The sequence below is a fragment of the Paenibacillus sp. N3/727 genome (assembly GCF_022637315.1).
GTDB classification, from domain to species: Bacteria; Bacillota; Bacilli; order Paenibacillales; family Paenibacillaceae; genus Paenibacillus_AQ; species Paenibacillus_AQ uliginis.
In genome coordinates this window covers 5,913,977-5,931,404 of sequence record NZ_CP093336.1, presented here as the reverse complement: position 1 = coordinate 5,931,404, position 17,428 = coordinate 5,913,977, and the positions used below count along the sequence as shown (strand labels likewise).

12 protein-coding genes are annotated in these 17,428 nt (G+C 47.3%); all 12 read left to right on the top strand.

All coding sequences use genetic code 11. The features are described from left to right. The first annotated feature begins 23 nt into the window (after positions 1 to 23). The 12 genes from MNQ98_RS27710 to MNQ98_RS27655 all read left to right on the top strand — a co-directional run bounded on the left by MNQ98_RS27710 (position 24) and on the right by MNQ98_RS27655 (position 17,395). Positions 24 to 1,598 (top strand): response regulator, encoded by a 1,575-nt coding sequence (locus MNQ98_RS27710; protein WP_241931049.1) that lies wholly within the window; start codon positions 24 to 26, stop codon positions 1,596 to 1,598. Then, on the top strand, positions 1,595 to 3,364 hold the full coding sequence (locus tag MNQ98_RS27705) for a sensor histidine kinase (RefSeq protein ID WP_241931048.1): 1,770 nt from the start codon (positions 1,595 to 1,597) through the stop codon (positions 3,362 to 3,364). The genes MNQ98_RS27710 and MNQ98_RS27705 overlap by 4 nt, the downstream gene beginning before the upstream one ends. Before the next feature lie 196 nt (positions 3,365 to 3,560). Beyond that, positions 3,561 to 4,793 carry an MFS transporter gene (locus MNQ98_RS27700; RefSeq protein WP_241931047.1) on the top strand — a complete coding sequence of 411 codons (1,233 nt, stop codon included), beginning with the start codon at positions 3,561 to 3,563 and terminating at the stop codon, positions 4,791 to 4,793. Positions 4,794 to 5,251: 458 nt separating this feature from the next. Continuing rightward, the gene (locus MNQ98_RS27695; RefSeq protein WP_241931046.1) at positions 5,252 to 6,505 is read left to right on the top strand and encodes a sugar ABC transporter substrate-binding protein; all 1,254 of its coding nucleotides are present in this window, start codon (positions 5,252 to 5,254) and stop codon (positions 6,503 to 6,505) included. Between the two features lie 123 nt (positions 6,506 to 6,628). Next, on the top strand, positions 6,629 to 7,516 hold the full coding sequence (locus MNQ98_RS27690) for a carbohydrate ABC transporter permease (protein ID WP_481856797.1): 888 nt from the start codon (positions 6,629 to 6,631) through the stop codon (positions 7,514 to 7,516). A 44-nt stretch (positions 7,517 to 7,560) separates the two neighbouring features. After that, on the top strand, positions 7,561 to 8,379 hold the full coding sequence (locus MNQ98_RS27685) for a carbohydrate ABC transporter permease (protein ID WP_208917416.1): 819 nt from the start codon (positions 7,561 to 7,563) through the stop codon (positions 8,377 to 8,379). Between the two features lie 42 nt (positions 8,380 to 8,421). After that, positions 8,422 to 9,411 (top strand): LacI family DNA-binding transcriptional regulator, encoded by a 990-nt coding sequence (locus MNQ98_RS27680; protein ID WP_241931044.1) that lies wholly within the window; start codon positions 8,422 to 8,424, stop codon positions 9,409 to 9,411. 39 nt (positions 9,412 to 9,450) lie between these two features. Further along, on the top strand, positions 9,451 to 10,212 hold the full coding sequence (locus MNQ98_RS27675) for an alpha/beta hydrolase (protein WP_241931043.1): 762 nt from the start codon (positions 9,451 to 9,453) through the stop codon (positions 10,210 to 10,212). 203 nt (positions 10,213 to 10,415) lie between these two features. Further along, entirely contained in the window at positions 10,416 to 12,581 is a 2,166-nt protein-coding gene (gene bglX, locus MNQ98_RS27670) for a beta-glucosidase BglX (protein WP_241931042.1), read from the top strand. Between the two features lie 39 nt (positions 12,582 to 12,620). After that, entirely contained in the window at positions 12,621 to 15,998 is a 3,378-nt protein-coding gene (locus MNQ98_RS27665) for a GH36-type glycosyl hydrolase domain-containing protein (protein WP_241931041.1), read from the top strand. A gap of 71 nt (positions 15,999 to 16,069) precedes the next feature. After that, the gene (locus MNQ98_RS27660; protein ID WP_241931040.1) at positions 16,070 to 16,564 is read left to right on the top strand and encodes a GNAT family N-acetyltransferase; all 495 of its coding nucleotides are present in this window, start codon (positions 16,070 to 16,072) and stop codon (positions 16,562 to 16,564) included. Between the two features lie 177 nt (positions 16,565 to 16,741). After that, the gene (locus MNQ98_RS27655; protein ID WP_241931039.1) at positions 16,742 to 17,395 is read left to right on the top strand and encodes an MOSC domain-containing protein; all 654 of its coding nucleotides are present in this window, start codon (positions 16,742 to 16,744) and stop codon (positions 17,393 to 17,395) included. Positions 17,396 to 17,428: the final 33 nt, after the last annotated feature.

Sequence of the window (17,428 nt, the reverse complement as noted above, 5' to 3'; positions counted from 1 at the left end):
GACAATGATCTGGGGGGGATTCCATGTACAAGGTACTGTTGGTGGATGATGAAGAACTTGACTTGGAAGGGATGAAGAGATTTATTCCTTGGTCCGATCTCGGCATGGAAGTGAAGGGGAGCGTAAACAATGCACTGTCGGCTTGTGAAATTATAGAGAAGGAAACCATTGACATTTTAGTTAGTGACGTCAATATGCCCTACATGTCTGGACTTGAGCTTGCGCGCATTGCGCTTGAACGCAAACCTAATATACGGATTATATTTGTCAGTGGTTATCAGGAATTCAGTTACGTACAGCAAGCGTTGTCCCTGAAGGCTTATAGTTATGTGTTAAAACCGATGAATGACAGCGAATTGGTTTCTTCATTGCTCAAGGTAAAGCGGGATCTGGATGAAGAAATCAAACAGCGCGAGGTGGAGAAGGCGTATCACGAGATGATACCTATTGTCAAAAGCGATATTCTCATTCGTTTGCTCGAAAGAGAGGAATCAGAGGAATCGTTATCCAAGATAACGATGTCTTATGGATTCGATCAGATGAATTGGCCGATTCGCGTAGCGGTTATGGAGCTGGATAATTTGCCTTGGAGACAAGCAGGGGACTTTACTTCGCAGCGGAAAATGTCGAGGATATTTTTGCAGCAAATTCACGAAAGTATAACTGGTCTCGGCATGATCCCCTACTGCAAGTTTTCTTCTCAACGAATTGCATTATTACTTGAAGACGATTCGGCCAATCGAATGGTGAGTACATTGACCGAAAGAGTACAGCAACATCTATCGTCATCGATTACAACGGGAATTGGGGAACCTGCGCACGCGATGGATCAGCTACAAATGTCGTACCGGCAGGCAGTAGAGGCAGTTGAAGGGAAGATGTTCCTGGGTAAGGGAAGTGTGATTAAGTACGAGGATGTAAGTGCTGAACCGGGGATGCTTGATGCACGTATGCTAGACGAGCGGATGACCGCCCTTTTGAACGCGATGGAGGGGTACGAACTTGTTCAAATCTGTGATGAGCTCGAAAAATTGTTCGGAACGATAACGAGTCTGCGCTCCCGATTTACCGTTCATAATATGTCCAACTATATTATTTGGAAGCTGGATCAGTATTTAAGCAGTAGAAATGAAGACTTGTTTGAGCTATTGGGCATGGAAATTCATCATTTGGATATTTTGATGCAGTTTGAAACTGTCAGTGATATACGTTCATGGTTTAGACAGCGTATGTTTGAAATTTCCGAGAGGCTGTATGAGAAAACCAATTCGAAGGACAGCAAATTCATTCGAAATGTTATCAACACCATGAAAGAGCGAATGAGTGAGAATATTACGATTAAAGATATCGCGCAGCATTTTTCTTTTTCTCCCAGTCACATTGGCTTTCTGATCAAGGAGAAGTCAGGAAATACATTTAATGAACTGTTAGTGCAGCTTCGCATGGAAAAGGCATGTGAGCTGTTAAGACAGCCCGGAATGAAAATCTATGAAGTGGCAGATCAGGTAGGGTATCGGTATCTTCCGTATTTCAGCAGGCAATTCAAGGAGAAGTTCGGTATCACTCCGATGGAATATCGAAAGAGAGAGAATGAATGATTATGCGCTCCATGCCATCCATCACAGCTAATAAAAAGAGGCCGGGATACATACCGATCGGATACAAGCTGATACTGACTTTTTTGATATTTATATTGTTACTCGTTTCGGTAAACTTCTATATATCCCATTCTATGTATGACGCTTCCATGCGTAAGCAGACCCGTGTGAACATCCAGGGAACATTGATGCAGATACGTGATAATGTAGCCTATAAAGTCGATGATATCGTTCAAACATCCTTCACGCTCTACGACGATCAAGCCCTGATCCAGAGTATTCGGAAGAAGGAGACGGGCTCCAACAATTATACTCGAATGAACAAGGTGATTACACCGAAGCTGGAGAGTGCCTCAAAAGCCGTGGGATTAAATTTAAGACTGTCTGTCTATTTTCATAATGAAACAATTTACCCGATATGGAAGAATAAAAACAATCAGGACTTTAACGAGCAAACGATTGATATTTATCATATGAGCAATATTATTAATAAGTTCTGGTATTTTACGATACCGACAGAAAGATATAATGAGACGATGTTGTGGAAACAGGTCGAAGAGGATGAGAGGGATGGACGTATCTCGCTGATTCGCCGTATAGTTGACATGCAAAACCCGCTTGAAATTGAGGAAGTGGGAATTATGCGGTTTAGCGTACGTATTTCAGAATTGTTCGAAAGTGTCGACTACACGAAGCTTGGAAAAGGCAGCATGCTGTCGGCGGTGGACCCTGTCGGGAATGTCGTATATACTTCAGGAAAGGCGGTTGAAGAGGATAAACAGAACTATTTGACGATTGAAGAGAGTCTGCCACAGCAAAACTGGAAGATCGTTGCGCAAGTTCCACTTAACATTATCGAACAGGAAGCCAAGCGGGTTCGTACCGTTTTTATTATTATTTGTATCCTGTGCGTGGTGCTTTTTACATATGCGGGATTTTTAATTTCTCAGTATTTTTCCAAACGAATTATGAAAATTGTATCGGTGCTTAATTCATTTCGTGAAGGGGATCTGCATAAACGGATTGCGTACCGCGGGAGGGGGGAGTTCCCTCAGATTGCCAATGCTCTGAATGCAATGGGCGAGGATATCGAAGCGTTAATCAATAAGGTGTATCTGACCCAGCTGCAAAAGAAGGAAGCAGAGCTTGAAATGCTGCAATCTCAGATTAACCCTCATTTTTTGTACAATACGTTGTCGTCTATTAACCAGCTTGCAAAATTCGGTGAAACCGAAAAACTTCAGAACATGGTCGTGCAGTTGGCGCAATTCTATCGTCTTACTTTGAATTCAGGAAAAACGATGATTCCGATTGCGGCAGAGATAGAGCAGGCGATTGCTTATCTGGATATCCAAAAGGTGAAATACGGCCAGCGTATGGAAGTGAGCTTCGATATTGATGCGGATATATGGTCTTACGAAACGGTAAAGCTGATTTTGCAGCCTTTTATCGAAAATGTGTTGAAACATGCCTGGAGCGGGGATCGGATTCATATTCGGATCTCTGTAATGAAGGAATGCGACTCCATTGTATACCGGATCATTGATGATGGTCTAGGCATGAAGCAGGAGAGAATTGATGAAATATTTGATCCTCGAGATGATAGTCACATGGGCTGCGGTATTCGGAATATCGATCAACGTGTGAAGCTGCATTACGGTAATGAGTATGGCGTATCCATTTTCAGCCGGGTCGGGATTGGTACCTCCGTGCAAATCCGTATACCGGCAAGAAAGCGGAATCTGCAGAGTAGAAGCAAAGAATAACAACACTCAAAGACTTCCCGCCTTGTTGTAGCTAAGGTAAAGCGTCACTGAATGTACTTGCTTGAGACGCCTAATTGAGCAATACTATATTCTAGGCCAAGACTACTTTTTTCTTATACGAAAAATAGAAAAGCCCATTGGGGCTTTTTTCTTTTGTAGAGATAGATTAATTCTTACGAGTTAACGGGAGTGACAGATGAAATTTTTACAGCAGTATCCTAAAGAAGTAAGGGGTTTTCTCGTAGCGAGCCTCGTGAATTCCGCCGGCGGTTCACTCATGTGGCCGCTGACAACGATGTATGTGTTTGATGAGCTCGGACGTAGTATGCAAGACGCGGGGCTTGTTATTTTGCTTCAGTCTGTGGGGGGCATAGCCGGACAATTGTTTGGCGGTGCGCTGTATCACAGGATCGGTGTGAAAAGGCTGATCGTCGGCTCGCTGGCGCTGAATGCGCTCGGACTGTTCTCGTTGCCGTTTATTAACGGCTTCTGGCCTTTCTTGCTCCCGATGATGTTGTTTATCGGTTTTTGTAACTCGGTATCCTTGCCAGCGATTCAGGCATTTATCGGTTTCCGATTTGCCGACCGTCGTGGAGAGCTGTTTAACGTTATTTATGTAGCCAATAATATCGGGATTGCTCTAGGGACTGCCATGAGCGGGTTCTTAGCCGAAATTTCGTACCACCTGAGCTTTGTGGCGAATGGATTGACTTCAGTCGGTTTTGCAATCTTTTTCTTGACCTATCTAACCCGTCTTGACGGATCGGGGGAAAGGGAGGAAGAAGGCCATCATCCAAAGGTGAAGACACCGCTGCCTGCAGGACCTGGTGCATGGGCGCTTTTGGGGAACATCCGGATATACTTGTTCATGGGTTTTGGGTCGCTCTTTATGTGGTTTGGTATGTCGGTATGGAATACCGGTGTATCGCCACATATTATTTCAGAAGGGATGCCAAAGACCGCCTTCAGTTACTTGTGGACGCTTAACGGCATTCTGATCTTTGCTGCCCAGCCGCTGACGACACTCATCAAGCGGTGGTTCGCCCGTACCGAAACGATGCAAATGACGATAAGTGCCGTATTTTATGCAGCGGCATATATGGTCATTGTTGTGATGAACAACTATCCGGGATTTGTGCTGGCTATGGTGCTTGCGACACTCGGTGAAATGCTGATCTCACCAGCGATACCCGCATTCATTGCGGATCGTGCCGGAAATGCCGCCCCGTTCTACATTGGAGTGGCAGGTGGCATGGGCTCGGCCGGAAGAGTTTTCGGACCTTTCGCCATGGGCACGCTCTATGATGGCGGAGGACTGACCCCGGTAGCCTGGTTAGCTGTGGGAACGGCGGTGATGTCGTTCTTGTCATTTATTATTCATGCTCGGCTCAGTAAGGGCCGTCCAGTTCACGAGAGCATTTCCGCATAAAAGTACAAGTCATTCGAACGCTCTAACTACTCTAGGTGATAGAGAAACATACATGGTTATGAAAGCAGCAGGCGCAAATTAGAGCTTGCTGCTTTTGTAATTTGTGCAAACGATGTTACACCATATGTCAAAAAAAAGACTTTAAAAAATTTAAAAAGCATATTGAAATCGCTCTCAGAGGGCGCTATAATGAACCTGTCGAAACGTTTCAAAACATAACACGAATATTTAAGTTATCAAGCAATCAACTAGAATATAACATCATCTCCATGAGCACCTGCATACGTGGACAAAGCATGAGAAGGTGCTTGATACAAGCAATAAAGGGACAAAAGGATTATAAATCAACTCATTATCCGACGTCTTTATTTTTTCGAACAAAATCGAAACGTTTCGAAGTAAGTGCTTTCAATTTACGTTTTACAGGCAGGTAAATAAAAAGACGGGGTGAATGTAGAATGAAAAGGAAGTCATTATCGCTGATCTTGGCAACGCTTCTTGTGTTCTCAGCAGTTTTAGCCGGATGTGGTTCAAAGGAATCTGATAGTTCTTCTGGCGGAGAAAGCGGAGGCAAGGACAAAGAATTGAAAGTTTGGCTTATGGGCGACGAAACAGATAAGACCTTGATTAATGAATTTGAAGAAAAAAACCCTGGAATTAAGGTGAATGTTCAATCGATCCCTTGGGGCAGCGCGCACGATAAACTCCTTACGGCAGTTGCATCCAAAAGCGGACCTGATGTAGTACAGATGGGAACAACCTGGATTCCGGAATTTGCAGGAGCCGGAGCTCTGCTGGATCTGACGCCATATCTGGATAAATACCCGAGTTTGAAACAAGAAAATTATTTTGACGGCGCCGTAGAAACGATGAGTTACGATGGCAAGGTTGTCGGTATTCCGTATTACGTGGAAACACGCGCACTGTTCTACCGTACAGACACTTTGGCTGAAGTCGGCTATCCGGAAGGTCCGAAATCTTGGGATGATATGAAGGATGCGGGTAAAAAGCTGGCAGCTAGAGGAGAAGGCAACTACGCTATAACGATCGATGCTAAAGATATGAACTATCTATCCATGTTTGCTTGGCAGAATGGAAGCGCAATGATTGATGAGAACCGTACGCCTCACTTTAACGAACCAGAATTTATGGGAGCTATGGAATATCTGAAGAGCTTCTATGATGATGGAATGACACCGATCGCAACCGACCTGGATCTGTTTGCTGCATTTAAAGACGGAGTGTTTCCGATGTTTATCAGTGGGCCTTGGATGATTTCGGGCGTCAAGGAGAAAGCACCTGAGATTGAAGGGAAGTGGGCTACCACAACGCTTCCAGCCAAAGAAAGCAATTCATCATTCCTCGGTGGCGCAAACTTGTCTGTATTCAGCACTACCAAGAACGCAGAAGAAGCTGTTAAATTCATCGACTTCATGAGCCAAAAAGAAACGCAGCTGAAAAACTACGATATATCCAAAAACCTGCCTGCTGTAAAGAGTGCATGGGAAGACGCGCGATTTGAAGATCCGATCATTGCTACATTCGGAAAGCAGTTAGAAAGCGCCAAACCAGTTCCGTTCATTAAAGAATGGGATGCCATTTCCCAAGAGGCAATCGCAGCCTTTGAGAGAGTTACCGTTGGCGGTGCTGACATGAAGACAGAAATGGAACAGTTGAACACGAAGGCTACTGAGCTATTGTCGAAGAAATAAAAATTAGTGTTACGCAGCCCGGCTTGTTTCGTCATAGGACGAAACAGGCCTGACTGCATCAAGGAGAGTCACGTATTACCGGAAACCTACACTTACAGGAGGTGAATGACATTGCAGAACTTTATCAAGCGCTTTAACCGATATAAGTATCCTTATATGTTTATTGCGCCCGCGATTCTGCTGCTTTTGACGTTCTCGATCATTCCTATCATCATTGCACTGGTCATCAGTTTCACGGATATTGACCTTGCCGGTTTGGCAGATTACTCAAACATTCAAGGCGTCGGCTTCGACAATTTTATTAATGTTTTTAAAGATCCGGTTTTCCTGAAATCCGTTTATAACACTTTGTTCTATGTTATTATCGGGGTGCCGCTCGTTGTACTGCTTGCCATGAGCGCTGCACTGCTGCTTAACTACGGTACGGGATGGTTGTTTAAGACGTTCCGTGTTGTCTATTATATGCCTTCCATTACGAACATCGTGGCGGTCGCGGTTGTTTGGGGTTACTTATACAACAGCCATTATGGCCTCTTTAACTATATATTGTCCTTGGTTGGAATTCCGGCACAGCAGTGGCTGACCGATCCGACACTTGCGAAGCTGTCACTCATATTGTTGGCGGTCTGGAAATCTATCGGTTTAAACATGATTATTTTCCTTGCTGCACTGCAGGGTATCCCGCGTTCTTATTATGAAGCTGCGGAGATCGACGGTGCGAACAAGCGGCAAAAACTTTTCTTTATTACAGTGCCGCTGCTTAGCTTTGCAACCTTCTTTGTAACGATTACAACGCTGATTGGCTGGATTCAATTCTTCGAAGAGCCGCTGGTCATGACAAAAGGCGGCCCGCTCAACGCAACGATGTCGATGGCGCTATTCATTTACAACAACGGCTTCCAGCTCAGCAATTTCGGCTATGCGGCCGCAGGATCATTTGTGCTCTTCATCATTCTCATTATCACGACGATGGCGCAATTCGCCTTGAAGAAAAAAGATGTTGAGTATTAAGTTCACGCGGGAAAACCGTATCGTAACCGAAGGAGGTATAGAGCATGGCATCTAAAAGAATAGAAAAAACACTCATGACGGCTCTGCTCATTGCAGGAGGATTACTAATGATGATCCCGTTTATCTGGATGATCACTTCCTCATTCAAGCCGGAAAATGAATTTACGGCGATTCCACCGACACTCTTACCGAAAGATTTTACCTTTCAGAATTATGTGGATTTGTTTGTGAAGATGGACTTTTTGGTTTACCTGAGAAATACACTTATTATCGTGTTTTTTGGGTTCATTGGCTTGATGCTCAATGCGATTGCAGGGTATGCATTCGCCAAGTTCGAGTTTCCGGGTAATAAAAAATTGTTTTACCTCGTGCTTGCAACGATGATGATTCCGGGGCAGGTAACGATGATACCTGTCTACCTGATTATTAATGCAATGGGTTTGACGAACACGATGGCGGGCATTGTGCTGCCGGGTCTGGTTGGAGCCTTCGGTATTTTTCTGTTCCGTCAGTTTATGACGACGATTCCGATGGACCTAATCGAGGCAGCGCGGCTGGATGGAGCAGGAGAGCTGCGGATATTTTTCCGGCTTATTGTCCCGATCACCAAACCGGTATTTGCGGTACAAGGGATATTGACTTTTATCGGCGCCTGGAATAGCTTTTTGTGGCCGCTCATAATGGCGAACGATCAATCTCTTTATACGCTTTCCGTCGGCTTGCAGCTCCTTAAAGGCCAGCACGGTAGTGATTTCGGTTTGCAAATGGCAGGTGCGGCATTTATGGTCGTTCCGATCATTATCATTTTTTCTTTTTTCCAAAAGCACATTATAGAAGGATATACGATCTCCGGTATGAAATAACAATAGATAGAGTTTTTCTTGGAATAGAAGGGGCGGAATGGAATGGCAACGATAAAGGATGTGGCGAAGCTTGCTGGGGTTGCATTGTCAACTGCTTCGTATGCGTTAAGTGGCGACAGCAGGGTGAGTGCCAAGACAAGATCAAAGGTGCTTGAGGCGGCAAGGCAGTTGAATTATCGCAAGAACGGATTTGCCATGGATTTGAAGCGTAGCCGCACAAAGACAATCGCCCTCATTTTGACCGATCTTTCCGGACCGTATTACTCAGAGCTGATCCGCAGTGTACAAGAGGTGGCACTGACCAATGGTTATGACCTGATTGCCTGCAGTTCTATGGGCGGTAGAGATTCCACGGCAGTCAAATTTTTGCAGGAGAAGCGGGCAGACGGTGCAATCATACTCGCGCCTAACATTCGTGACGAAGTGTTAATTGAGACATCTGGACCCCGCTTTCCGATTGTTGTGATGGATCGGGAAATATCGAGCGAATATTTGGTTAATGTCCTTGTAGACGGTGTGCAGGGTGGTTATACCGCTACCCGCCACCTGATTGACGCCGGTCATAGAAGTGTTGCTTATATAAGCGGTCCGAATGACTCGTACGACAGCCAGCTTCGCTATCAGGGATATTTGCGGGCGCTGTCGGAGGCTGGTTTAGAGGAACAGTCGAAATGGCGGCTCAGTGGCAATTTCGTGCGTGAGGGTGGCTATAATGCCACTAAAATGATGATTATGCAGGGATCACTTCCGTCAGCGGTGTTTTACGGTAATGACGAGATGGCGATCGGGGGACTGAAGGCATTTGAGGAAAGTGGGATATCCGTGCCGGGAGATGTATCCGTCATCGGATTTGACGACATTCAAATTGCCGAGTATGTGAATCCGCCGTTAACGACGATTCGTCAGCCAAAGAGTGAGGCGGGTTCACTTGCTGCACACTTGCTCTTTCAGATCCTGGGTGGTGAAGAAGTGAACAAGGAGTACATGCTGACAACCGAAATGATGGAGCGCGAATCCGTAGGCAAAAAATAGTTCTGATAAACGAAGTACCGGACAGGGAGGTGAAGAAGTATGGCATGGATTACATGTGATTTTTATGCAGAGACGCTTGAACTTTCTACGAGTATACTTGTATCTTTACCGCAGTCAGGCTTAGATCCAACCAGCCATTCTTCCAAGCTACCGGTGCTATACTTACTGCACGGCCGGGGAGCTGATCACACAGAGTGGATGCGGAATTCGTCTATTGAGCGGTATGCTGAGAGTAAGGGCATCGCATTGGTTATGCCAGGTGTGGGACGAAGCTATTATATGGATATGGCTAACGGATTGCCATACTTTACGTTTCTTAGCGAGGAGCTTCCTCAGCTTGTTAAGTCGTTTTTTCCGATATCAGACCGAAGAGAAGACACCTTTGTGGCAGGAATTTCGATGGGCGGGTATGGTGCGTTCAAGCTGGCTATGAGTTATCCGGAGCGTTTTGCAGCTGGCGCAAGCCTGTCAGGTGGGCTCGATCTTGCCAGTCGTGCTGCTGGACCGGCCTTTCAGGAGTCCGAAATCCGCGCGCTCTTTGGTAATGTGGACAGGTTGAAAGGTAGCCGGGACGATCTGTTATTCTTGGCCGAGAAATTCGCGGCATATGAAGGGAATAAACCAAGGTTGTATCAGTGCTGCGGAACGGAAGATTTTTTGTATCAAGACAATCAAACCTTCCGTCAATATGCGGAGAACCTGGGGATCGAAGTGACTTATGAGGAAGAACCGGGTGAACATGAATGGGGATACTGGGACTATAAAATCCAGCGTGTGCTGGATTGGCTGCCCCTGCCCTGATTTTTTGCGTCCCTATTTTGTGAAACGTTTCGATTAAGGAGGCGTTATTGGCCCTTTCTTAACCGGATTATTGATAGGTGTTTTAAGAGGTATAATGCTTTAAAATCAATATAATTTTGGATTTTTCGGAGTTGAAGGTATTTAATCAAAACGTTTCGAATATTACATTGCAGTGTCCGACAAGGACAAAAGGAGGATGGGGAATGGCAGATCAACAACTGTTTTCTCTTGTAGAGCGAATGACGCTAGAGGAGAAGATTGCACAGCTTATGCAGCTGGCCGTTCCTTTTTTTGAAGGAGCTGAAGAATCCGGGCAGATTACAGGACCGATGGAATCGCTCGGCATAACGGATGAAGTCGTGCGAAATAGCGGCTCTGTGCTCGGTTTGGCGGGTGCGGAGAAGGTCATAGCCGTTCAGGAGGCTTATCTACGTAACAACAGACTGGGTATACCGCTGCTGATCATGGCGGATATCGTTCACGGTTTTAAGACCATCTTTCCTGTGCCGTTGGCCATGGGGTGCTCTTGGGACCCCGGACTGGCAGAGCGGAGTGCAGAAATTGCTGCCCTTGAAGCTTCGGTATCCGGTCTTCATGTAACATTTGCGCCGATGGTTGACCTGGTACGTGATCCCCGTTGGGGACGTGTGATGGAATCCACCGGTGAAGATCCGTATTTGAACAGCGAATTTGCCCGAGCTTTTGTTCGTGGATTTCAAGGAAACAACCTCAGTGGTGATGTACACCGGCTTGCGGCTTGCGTGAAGCATTTTGCCGCTTACGGAGCAGGCGAAGGCGGTCGTGATTACAATACGGTGGACATGTCGGAACGGCAGCTGCGGGAGTATTACTTGCCTGCTTACAAGGCAGCGCTGGATGAGGGCTGCGAGATGGTGATGACAGCCTTTAATACAGTGCACGGGGTTCCGGCTACAGGCAATAAACGATTGATGCGTGACTTGCTGCGCAGCGAATGGGGCTTTGACGGTGTGCTGATCTCTGATTGGGGAGCGGTGAAAGAGCTGATCCCCCACGGGGTAGCCGAAGACGAGGCAGAGGCAGCACTTAAGGCGATTCAGGCGGGTGTGGACATTGAAATGATGACATCTTGCTATATTCACCATTTGCCGGAGCTTGTAAGTGCAGGAAGGGTAGATGAGAGTCTTATCGATGAAGCCGTCCTGCGTATCCTGTCCTTGAAAAAGCGACTCGGGCTGTTTGAGCGTCCGATGAGAGGGGCGGATCCTGAAGCTGAGCGGGAGCTCGTATTCTGCGATGAGCATCGACATGCAGCACGTGAGGCTGCAGCCAAATCCTGTGTTCTGCTGAAAAATAACTCGGTTCTGCCGCTGCAGTCTGAGCAGCGTGTCGCGCTGATTGGTCCTTTTGCTGCAAGCGGAGATATTCTGGGCCCATGGTCATGGACGGGCTCGAAAGAAGACGCGGTGACAGTGGAACAAGGACTTCGGTTCAAACTGTCTTCAGGAAGGCTCATAACAGCCGAAGGCTGCGGAGTGAGCTCTATGACCGAGCAGCAGCTGGAGGAGGCGTTGAAGGCCGCAAAGGAAGCCGATGTTATCGTGCTTGCGCTGGGTGAGGATTCCGAGATGAGTGGAGAAGCGGGCAGCCGAGCATTCATTACGCTGCCGGAACCACAGCTTGAGCTGATTAGGCGTCTCAAACCGCTGCAGAAGCCGATGGTTGTCGTCCTGTTCAATGGCCGACCACTGGACCTTAACGGTGTGCTGGATAAGGCGGATGCGGTACTGGAAGCCTGGTATCCGGGAAGTGAAGGCGGAGCGGCTGTAGCTGAACTTTTGACAGGGGAAGTGAATCCGTCTGGCCGTCTCAGCATGTCTTTCCCTTATTCGGTTGGACAGGTGCCGGTGTATTATAACCACTTTAACACCGGACGTCCGAAAGACGCACCAGACGCGCAAGAACGCTATGTATCGCAGTATTTGGACATCCCGAATGAACCGCTGCTGCCGTTTGGATTCGGACTCAGCTATACGGATTTTAGTTACGGGAAAATGAAGTTGTCGGCTGAGGAAATGTCACCCGATGAGCCTCTTGAAATTACAGTCTCTGTTACGAACGCCGGAGATATGGCTGGTGAAGAGGTGGTACAACTGTACATCCGTGATATGTCAGGCGAGGTTGTAAGACCACTCAAGGAGTTGAAGGCTTTCCGCAAGTTGCTACTGCAGCCGGGTGAACAACAGGATGTTACCTTTACTCTGCCGGAAGAACAGCTTCGATATCACCATTCCGATCTATCCTTCGAAAGTGATGCAGGACAGTTCTGTATCATGGTTGGAAGGAACAGCCAGGACACAGAGACACGACATTTTAAACTACGGAAATAGAAATAAAGGTATATATTTTTACAGATAGGAAGTGAAACGATGACAACCAAGATTGAAAAGAGAGATTCAAAAGTAGTTCTCCAGGCCGGAGATTTGACGTTTTCGTTTTTGCCAAGTGGTGATCTTTATCAAGCGACTTACGGCAACATGATGATTAACCAGCTGCTCACGAATCCGATTGACGGTGCCGTAAGCAATTTATTTTTAAGAATTCATACCCCGAACGGCATTGAGGCCGTTCCGCTTCTGGGTGTGCATTCGAAAAGCCTTGTCACTCGTCTGGATAACCGGATGATGTGGGAAGGAAGCGCTAGTGGTGTTACTTACAAGGTTTTGTTCACCCCAACGGACAGCGGTATATGGTTCTGGGATGTTGAGCTTCAAGGGGAAGGGATTCAGGCCGACCTTATGTATGGGCAGGATATCGGGATCGCACATCCAGGCGTAGTTCGGACCAACGAGGCATATTTATCCCAATATATCGACCATGCCGTGTTTGAACAGGAAAAGAACGGATACGTCATCTGTTCCCGTCAAAATCAGCCGCAGGGCGGTGTATTCCCATACCTCCAGCAAGGCTCGCTTACTCAGGCGATCGGTTATGCAACAGATGGCTTTCAGTTTTTCGGTCTTTCTTACAAAGAGACGAATACACCAGAAGCTCTGTACAAGGAAAGCTTAGCGAATGAAGTGTATCAATATGAATTCGCTTATACCGCCCTGCAGTCACCGTGCGTGAAGCTTGATGGCTCGGCCCGGTTCGTATTTTACGGGATGTATAAAGACAATCACCCGGATGCTGTCACATCTCTGGAATTCCAGGATGAGCTTCAGGCCGTATGGCAGCAGGTTGAATCACAGCGTATCACAGAGGCTGGGGAGAAGCTCCCGCGTGTGGAGTATTCATCAATCTTGGGAGATCACTTGCGTACATTGCCAATGACGGAAGATGAGCTGAAGGTCTTGTTCCCTGTGCGCCGACAGGAGGAGTGGGTTGGGGAGGAACTGCTTTCATTTTTCACGGATACCTATGAACATATCGTCTTGAAGGAAAAAGAGCTTCGCGTTGAACGCCCGCACGGTCATATCCTGATGAGTGGCAATAACGTGTCACTCGGCAGCTCTGCGATAACGACAACTTCATATATGTATGGCTTGTTTAATTCACAGCTGGTTATCGGCAACACCAATTTCAACAAAATGATGAGCAACGCCCGGAACTCGCTTAACGTGCCCAAAACGTCCGGACAGCGGATCTACATCGAGATCGATGGGAAATATCGTCTGCTGAGTATGCCATCACTGTTCGAGATCGGCTTTAACTATGTGCGGTGGTACTATAAGACGGAAGATGACATGCTAATTATTACGAACTTTACGGCTGCGGCAGCACCTGAGGTGACATTGCAAGTCCGTTCCGAAAGCGGAAGAGCCTACCGTTATCTGGTGACCCATCAGATGACGATGCATGTCAATGAATATGAGGTTCCTTATCATATGGTCCAGGAAGACGATGTGCTTACGTTCCGAGCAGATCATACTTCGCTCAGCGCATCCGTGTACCCGGATCTTCATTACCGCCTTCAGGTGATGGGAACCGATATGCATGTTACAGACGAGACCCGTCTGGCAAGCAACGTCGTACCGGGCAGTGCTTCCTTAAGCGTATTAGAACTCAGCGAAAGCGCCGACTGGACAATGACTATTCAGGGCAGCCTTGATAAAGATGTGGCTCCTTTGCAGGTACGTCAAGCCGAAGAAGAAATAACAAGCTACCGCGCGTTCTACACTTCCGTAATGAACGGATTCAACCTGAGCTTTAAGGATGGTCATGATGACAGCTTGTTCAAAGTGAATGCTCTGGCCTGGTGGTATACCCACAATATGTTCGTTCATTACTCCGTTCCGCACGGTCTGGAGCAATACGGCGGCGCGGCTTGGGGAACACGTGATGTGTGCCAGGGACCTGTGGAATATTTTATGGCTACTCATAAATACGAACAGGTACGGGATATTCTGTTTGAGGTGTATTCCCACCAATATGAAGATGACGGCAACTGGCCGCAGTGGTTCATGTTTGACAAATACGCCGCTATTCAGCAGGAAGAGAGTCACGGAGACATCATCGTATGGCCGCTGAAGGTGCTCGGCGATTATTTGGCAGTTACTAATGATTACAGCGTTCTGGAGTTGACTGTTCCTTATACTAGAAAACATAGCTTCGATTTCACGGAGGAACGGTATACCGTACTTGAGCATGTGAAGAAGCAACTTGCATACATTCAAAATCATTTCCTACATGATACACATCTGTCCTCTTATGGGGACGGAGACTGGGACGACACGCTTCAGCCAGCCAATGCCCAGCTGAAACAGTACATGGTCAGCAGTTGGACTGTAGCTTTGACATACCAGACCTTGAATCAGTTCTCTCGTGTCATGGAGAATGCCGACCCGGCAATGGCCCAGCATGTACGAAGCCTGACGGAAGGAATACAGCGTGATTTCAACCGTTATATACTCAAGTCGGAAGTTATTCCTGGTTTTGTGTATATGGAAAGTCCGGAGCAGAGCAAGTTACTGCTTCATCCGACAGACCAGGAGACGGGAATCCAGTACCGTCTGCTGCCAATGACGCGCAGCATGATTAGTGAGCTGTTAACGCCTGAGCAGGCGGAGAGCCATTATGAGATCATCCGTGAACAACTGTTCTGCCCGGATGGGGTAAGGCTGATGAATCGTCCTGCCGTGTATGCGGGTGGAGTCAGCACACACTTTAAGCGGGCGGAGCAGGCAGCGAATTTCGGCCGGGAAGTCGGTCTGCAATACGTTCATGCACACATCCGTTTTGTTGAGGCGATGGCAAAGCTCGGCAAGAGCAGTGAGGTATGGAGCGGGCTTGAGCGTATTAACCCGATCGGTATTACCGAGGTTGTGCCAAATGCGGAGCTGCGTCAGAGCAATGCTTACTTCAGCAGCTCGGACGGGAAGTTTAACACCCGTTATGAAGCTCAAGAGTCTTTTGGTGAACTGCGGAGCGGTCGTGTTCCTGTTAAAGGGGGATGGAGAATTTACTCCAGCGGCCCAGGGATCTACATGAACCAGCTGATCTCGAATGCCCTTGGTATCCGTGAAGCGGGAGGGGATTTGGTTATTGATCCGGTTCTGCCTCAATCACTGCATGGTCTTCAGTTCCAGTTCCAATATGCTGGAGCTCCAGTAACGTTCAGCTATCATGTGGATGGTGTGGAACCGTCCCGCGTTACGATTAACGGACAAGATGTGCATACCGATACGCTTCAGAACCGTTACCGTACAGGAGGCGTGCGCATTTCAAGAGACGACTTCAAGCGGCTGGCTGGAGACAGCGGAAGTGGTTGCACCGTGGAAATTTACTGCGGGTTGCCTCAAAAATAAATAATTCATTATGTAGTTGAAACTAGCTGATATAATAAGGAGGATTGTTATCGAAACGAGGGGATGAGACGATGAGTATCAGTCTACAAACCGTGACGATCCGATTCTCCGAAATGAAGGATGCGGCTCATCTTATGGAGCTGGACGATCTGGTATGGGACAGGAATACGGCACCTGAGCCGCTGCACTGGACCTCAAGGGATAACTACTTGCTGCACTGTCCGCCTGGATCTCAGCTCCTGGCTGTCAGCGGTGATGACGTATGTGGATATGTCGGATTCTGTTCACCGACCGGGCTTGAGAGTAACAGCCATGTGTACGAGCTGAATATTGCCATACATCCTTCGTATCAGCGAAGCGGGATTGGGCGCCGGCTTATACAAGCAGTCCAGGATATGGCCCGGCTGGAGGGCAAGACTAAGCTCAGACTGCGGGTGCTTTCCTGCAACCCGGGCGCGGTCGCCTTTTACAAAGCGTGCGGATTTCAGGAAGAGGGCCGATTGGTTCAGGAATTTTTCGTGGATGGACGTTACGTGGACGATATATTAATGAGTTACTTCATATAATATTTCTGAGAATTGCCCGGCATATTGCCGGGCTTTTTCCTATGCATCGATCATGCACTGTCACTAAGGGACGGTTGCTGCTGAATACCGGTCTGTTCTCTTCCTCCATTGTGGCTAGACAATGCCTTTGTGTCTGCACTATAGTTAATCAAAAGAAAAAGACGGAGGGATTATTCTATGACAGCAGGCATTGGCATTGTGTCCTTGAATGTGGGCAAGCCTGTAACCGTTGATTATCTCGGCAAAGACTTGTCGACAGGCATCTACAAGCAGCCGGTTCAAGGGCCGCTGTATTTGGGTTCTGCTAATTTTACTGGAGATGGACAGGCTGATCTTGTGAATCACGGAGGTCCGGATAAGGCGGTGTGTGTGTATCCTTTTGAACACTATGCCTACTGGGAGGAAGTTTTGGGGAAGAAGATGGAACATGCATCGTTCGGTGAAAACCTGACGGTAAGAGGCTTGCTGGAAGATACTGTATGTATCGGAGATGTGTTTAAGGTCGGGGATGCAGTTGTGCAGGTGAGCCAGCCGCGCTATCCTTGCTTCAAGCTCTCTCAGAAGCATGGAGTAAAGGATATGCCTGCTCAGGTTCTGACAACGGGCTACAGCGGGTTTTATTTGCGGGTACTGGAAGAGGGGCATGTGTCTGCGGATTCGCAGCTTGTGCAGCTGGAATCCCATCCCGCGCAAGTAACCGTTCTTGAGGTTCTAAAACTGCTAACGAACGGAAGACAGGATGAAACGGGACTGCGGCGGATGGTGGAAATTGAGGCGTTAGCCGAAAAAGTACGTCACAAGTTTGAAGGTTGGATCGAAAAGCTGCAATAGCAGTGGTACTTTCACTTATCGTTGATAATAAAA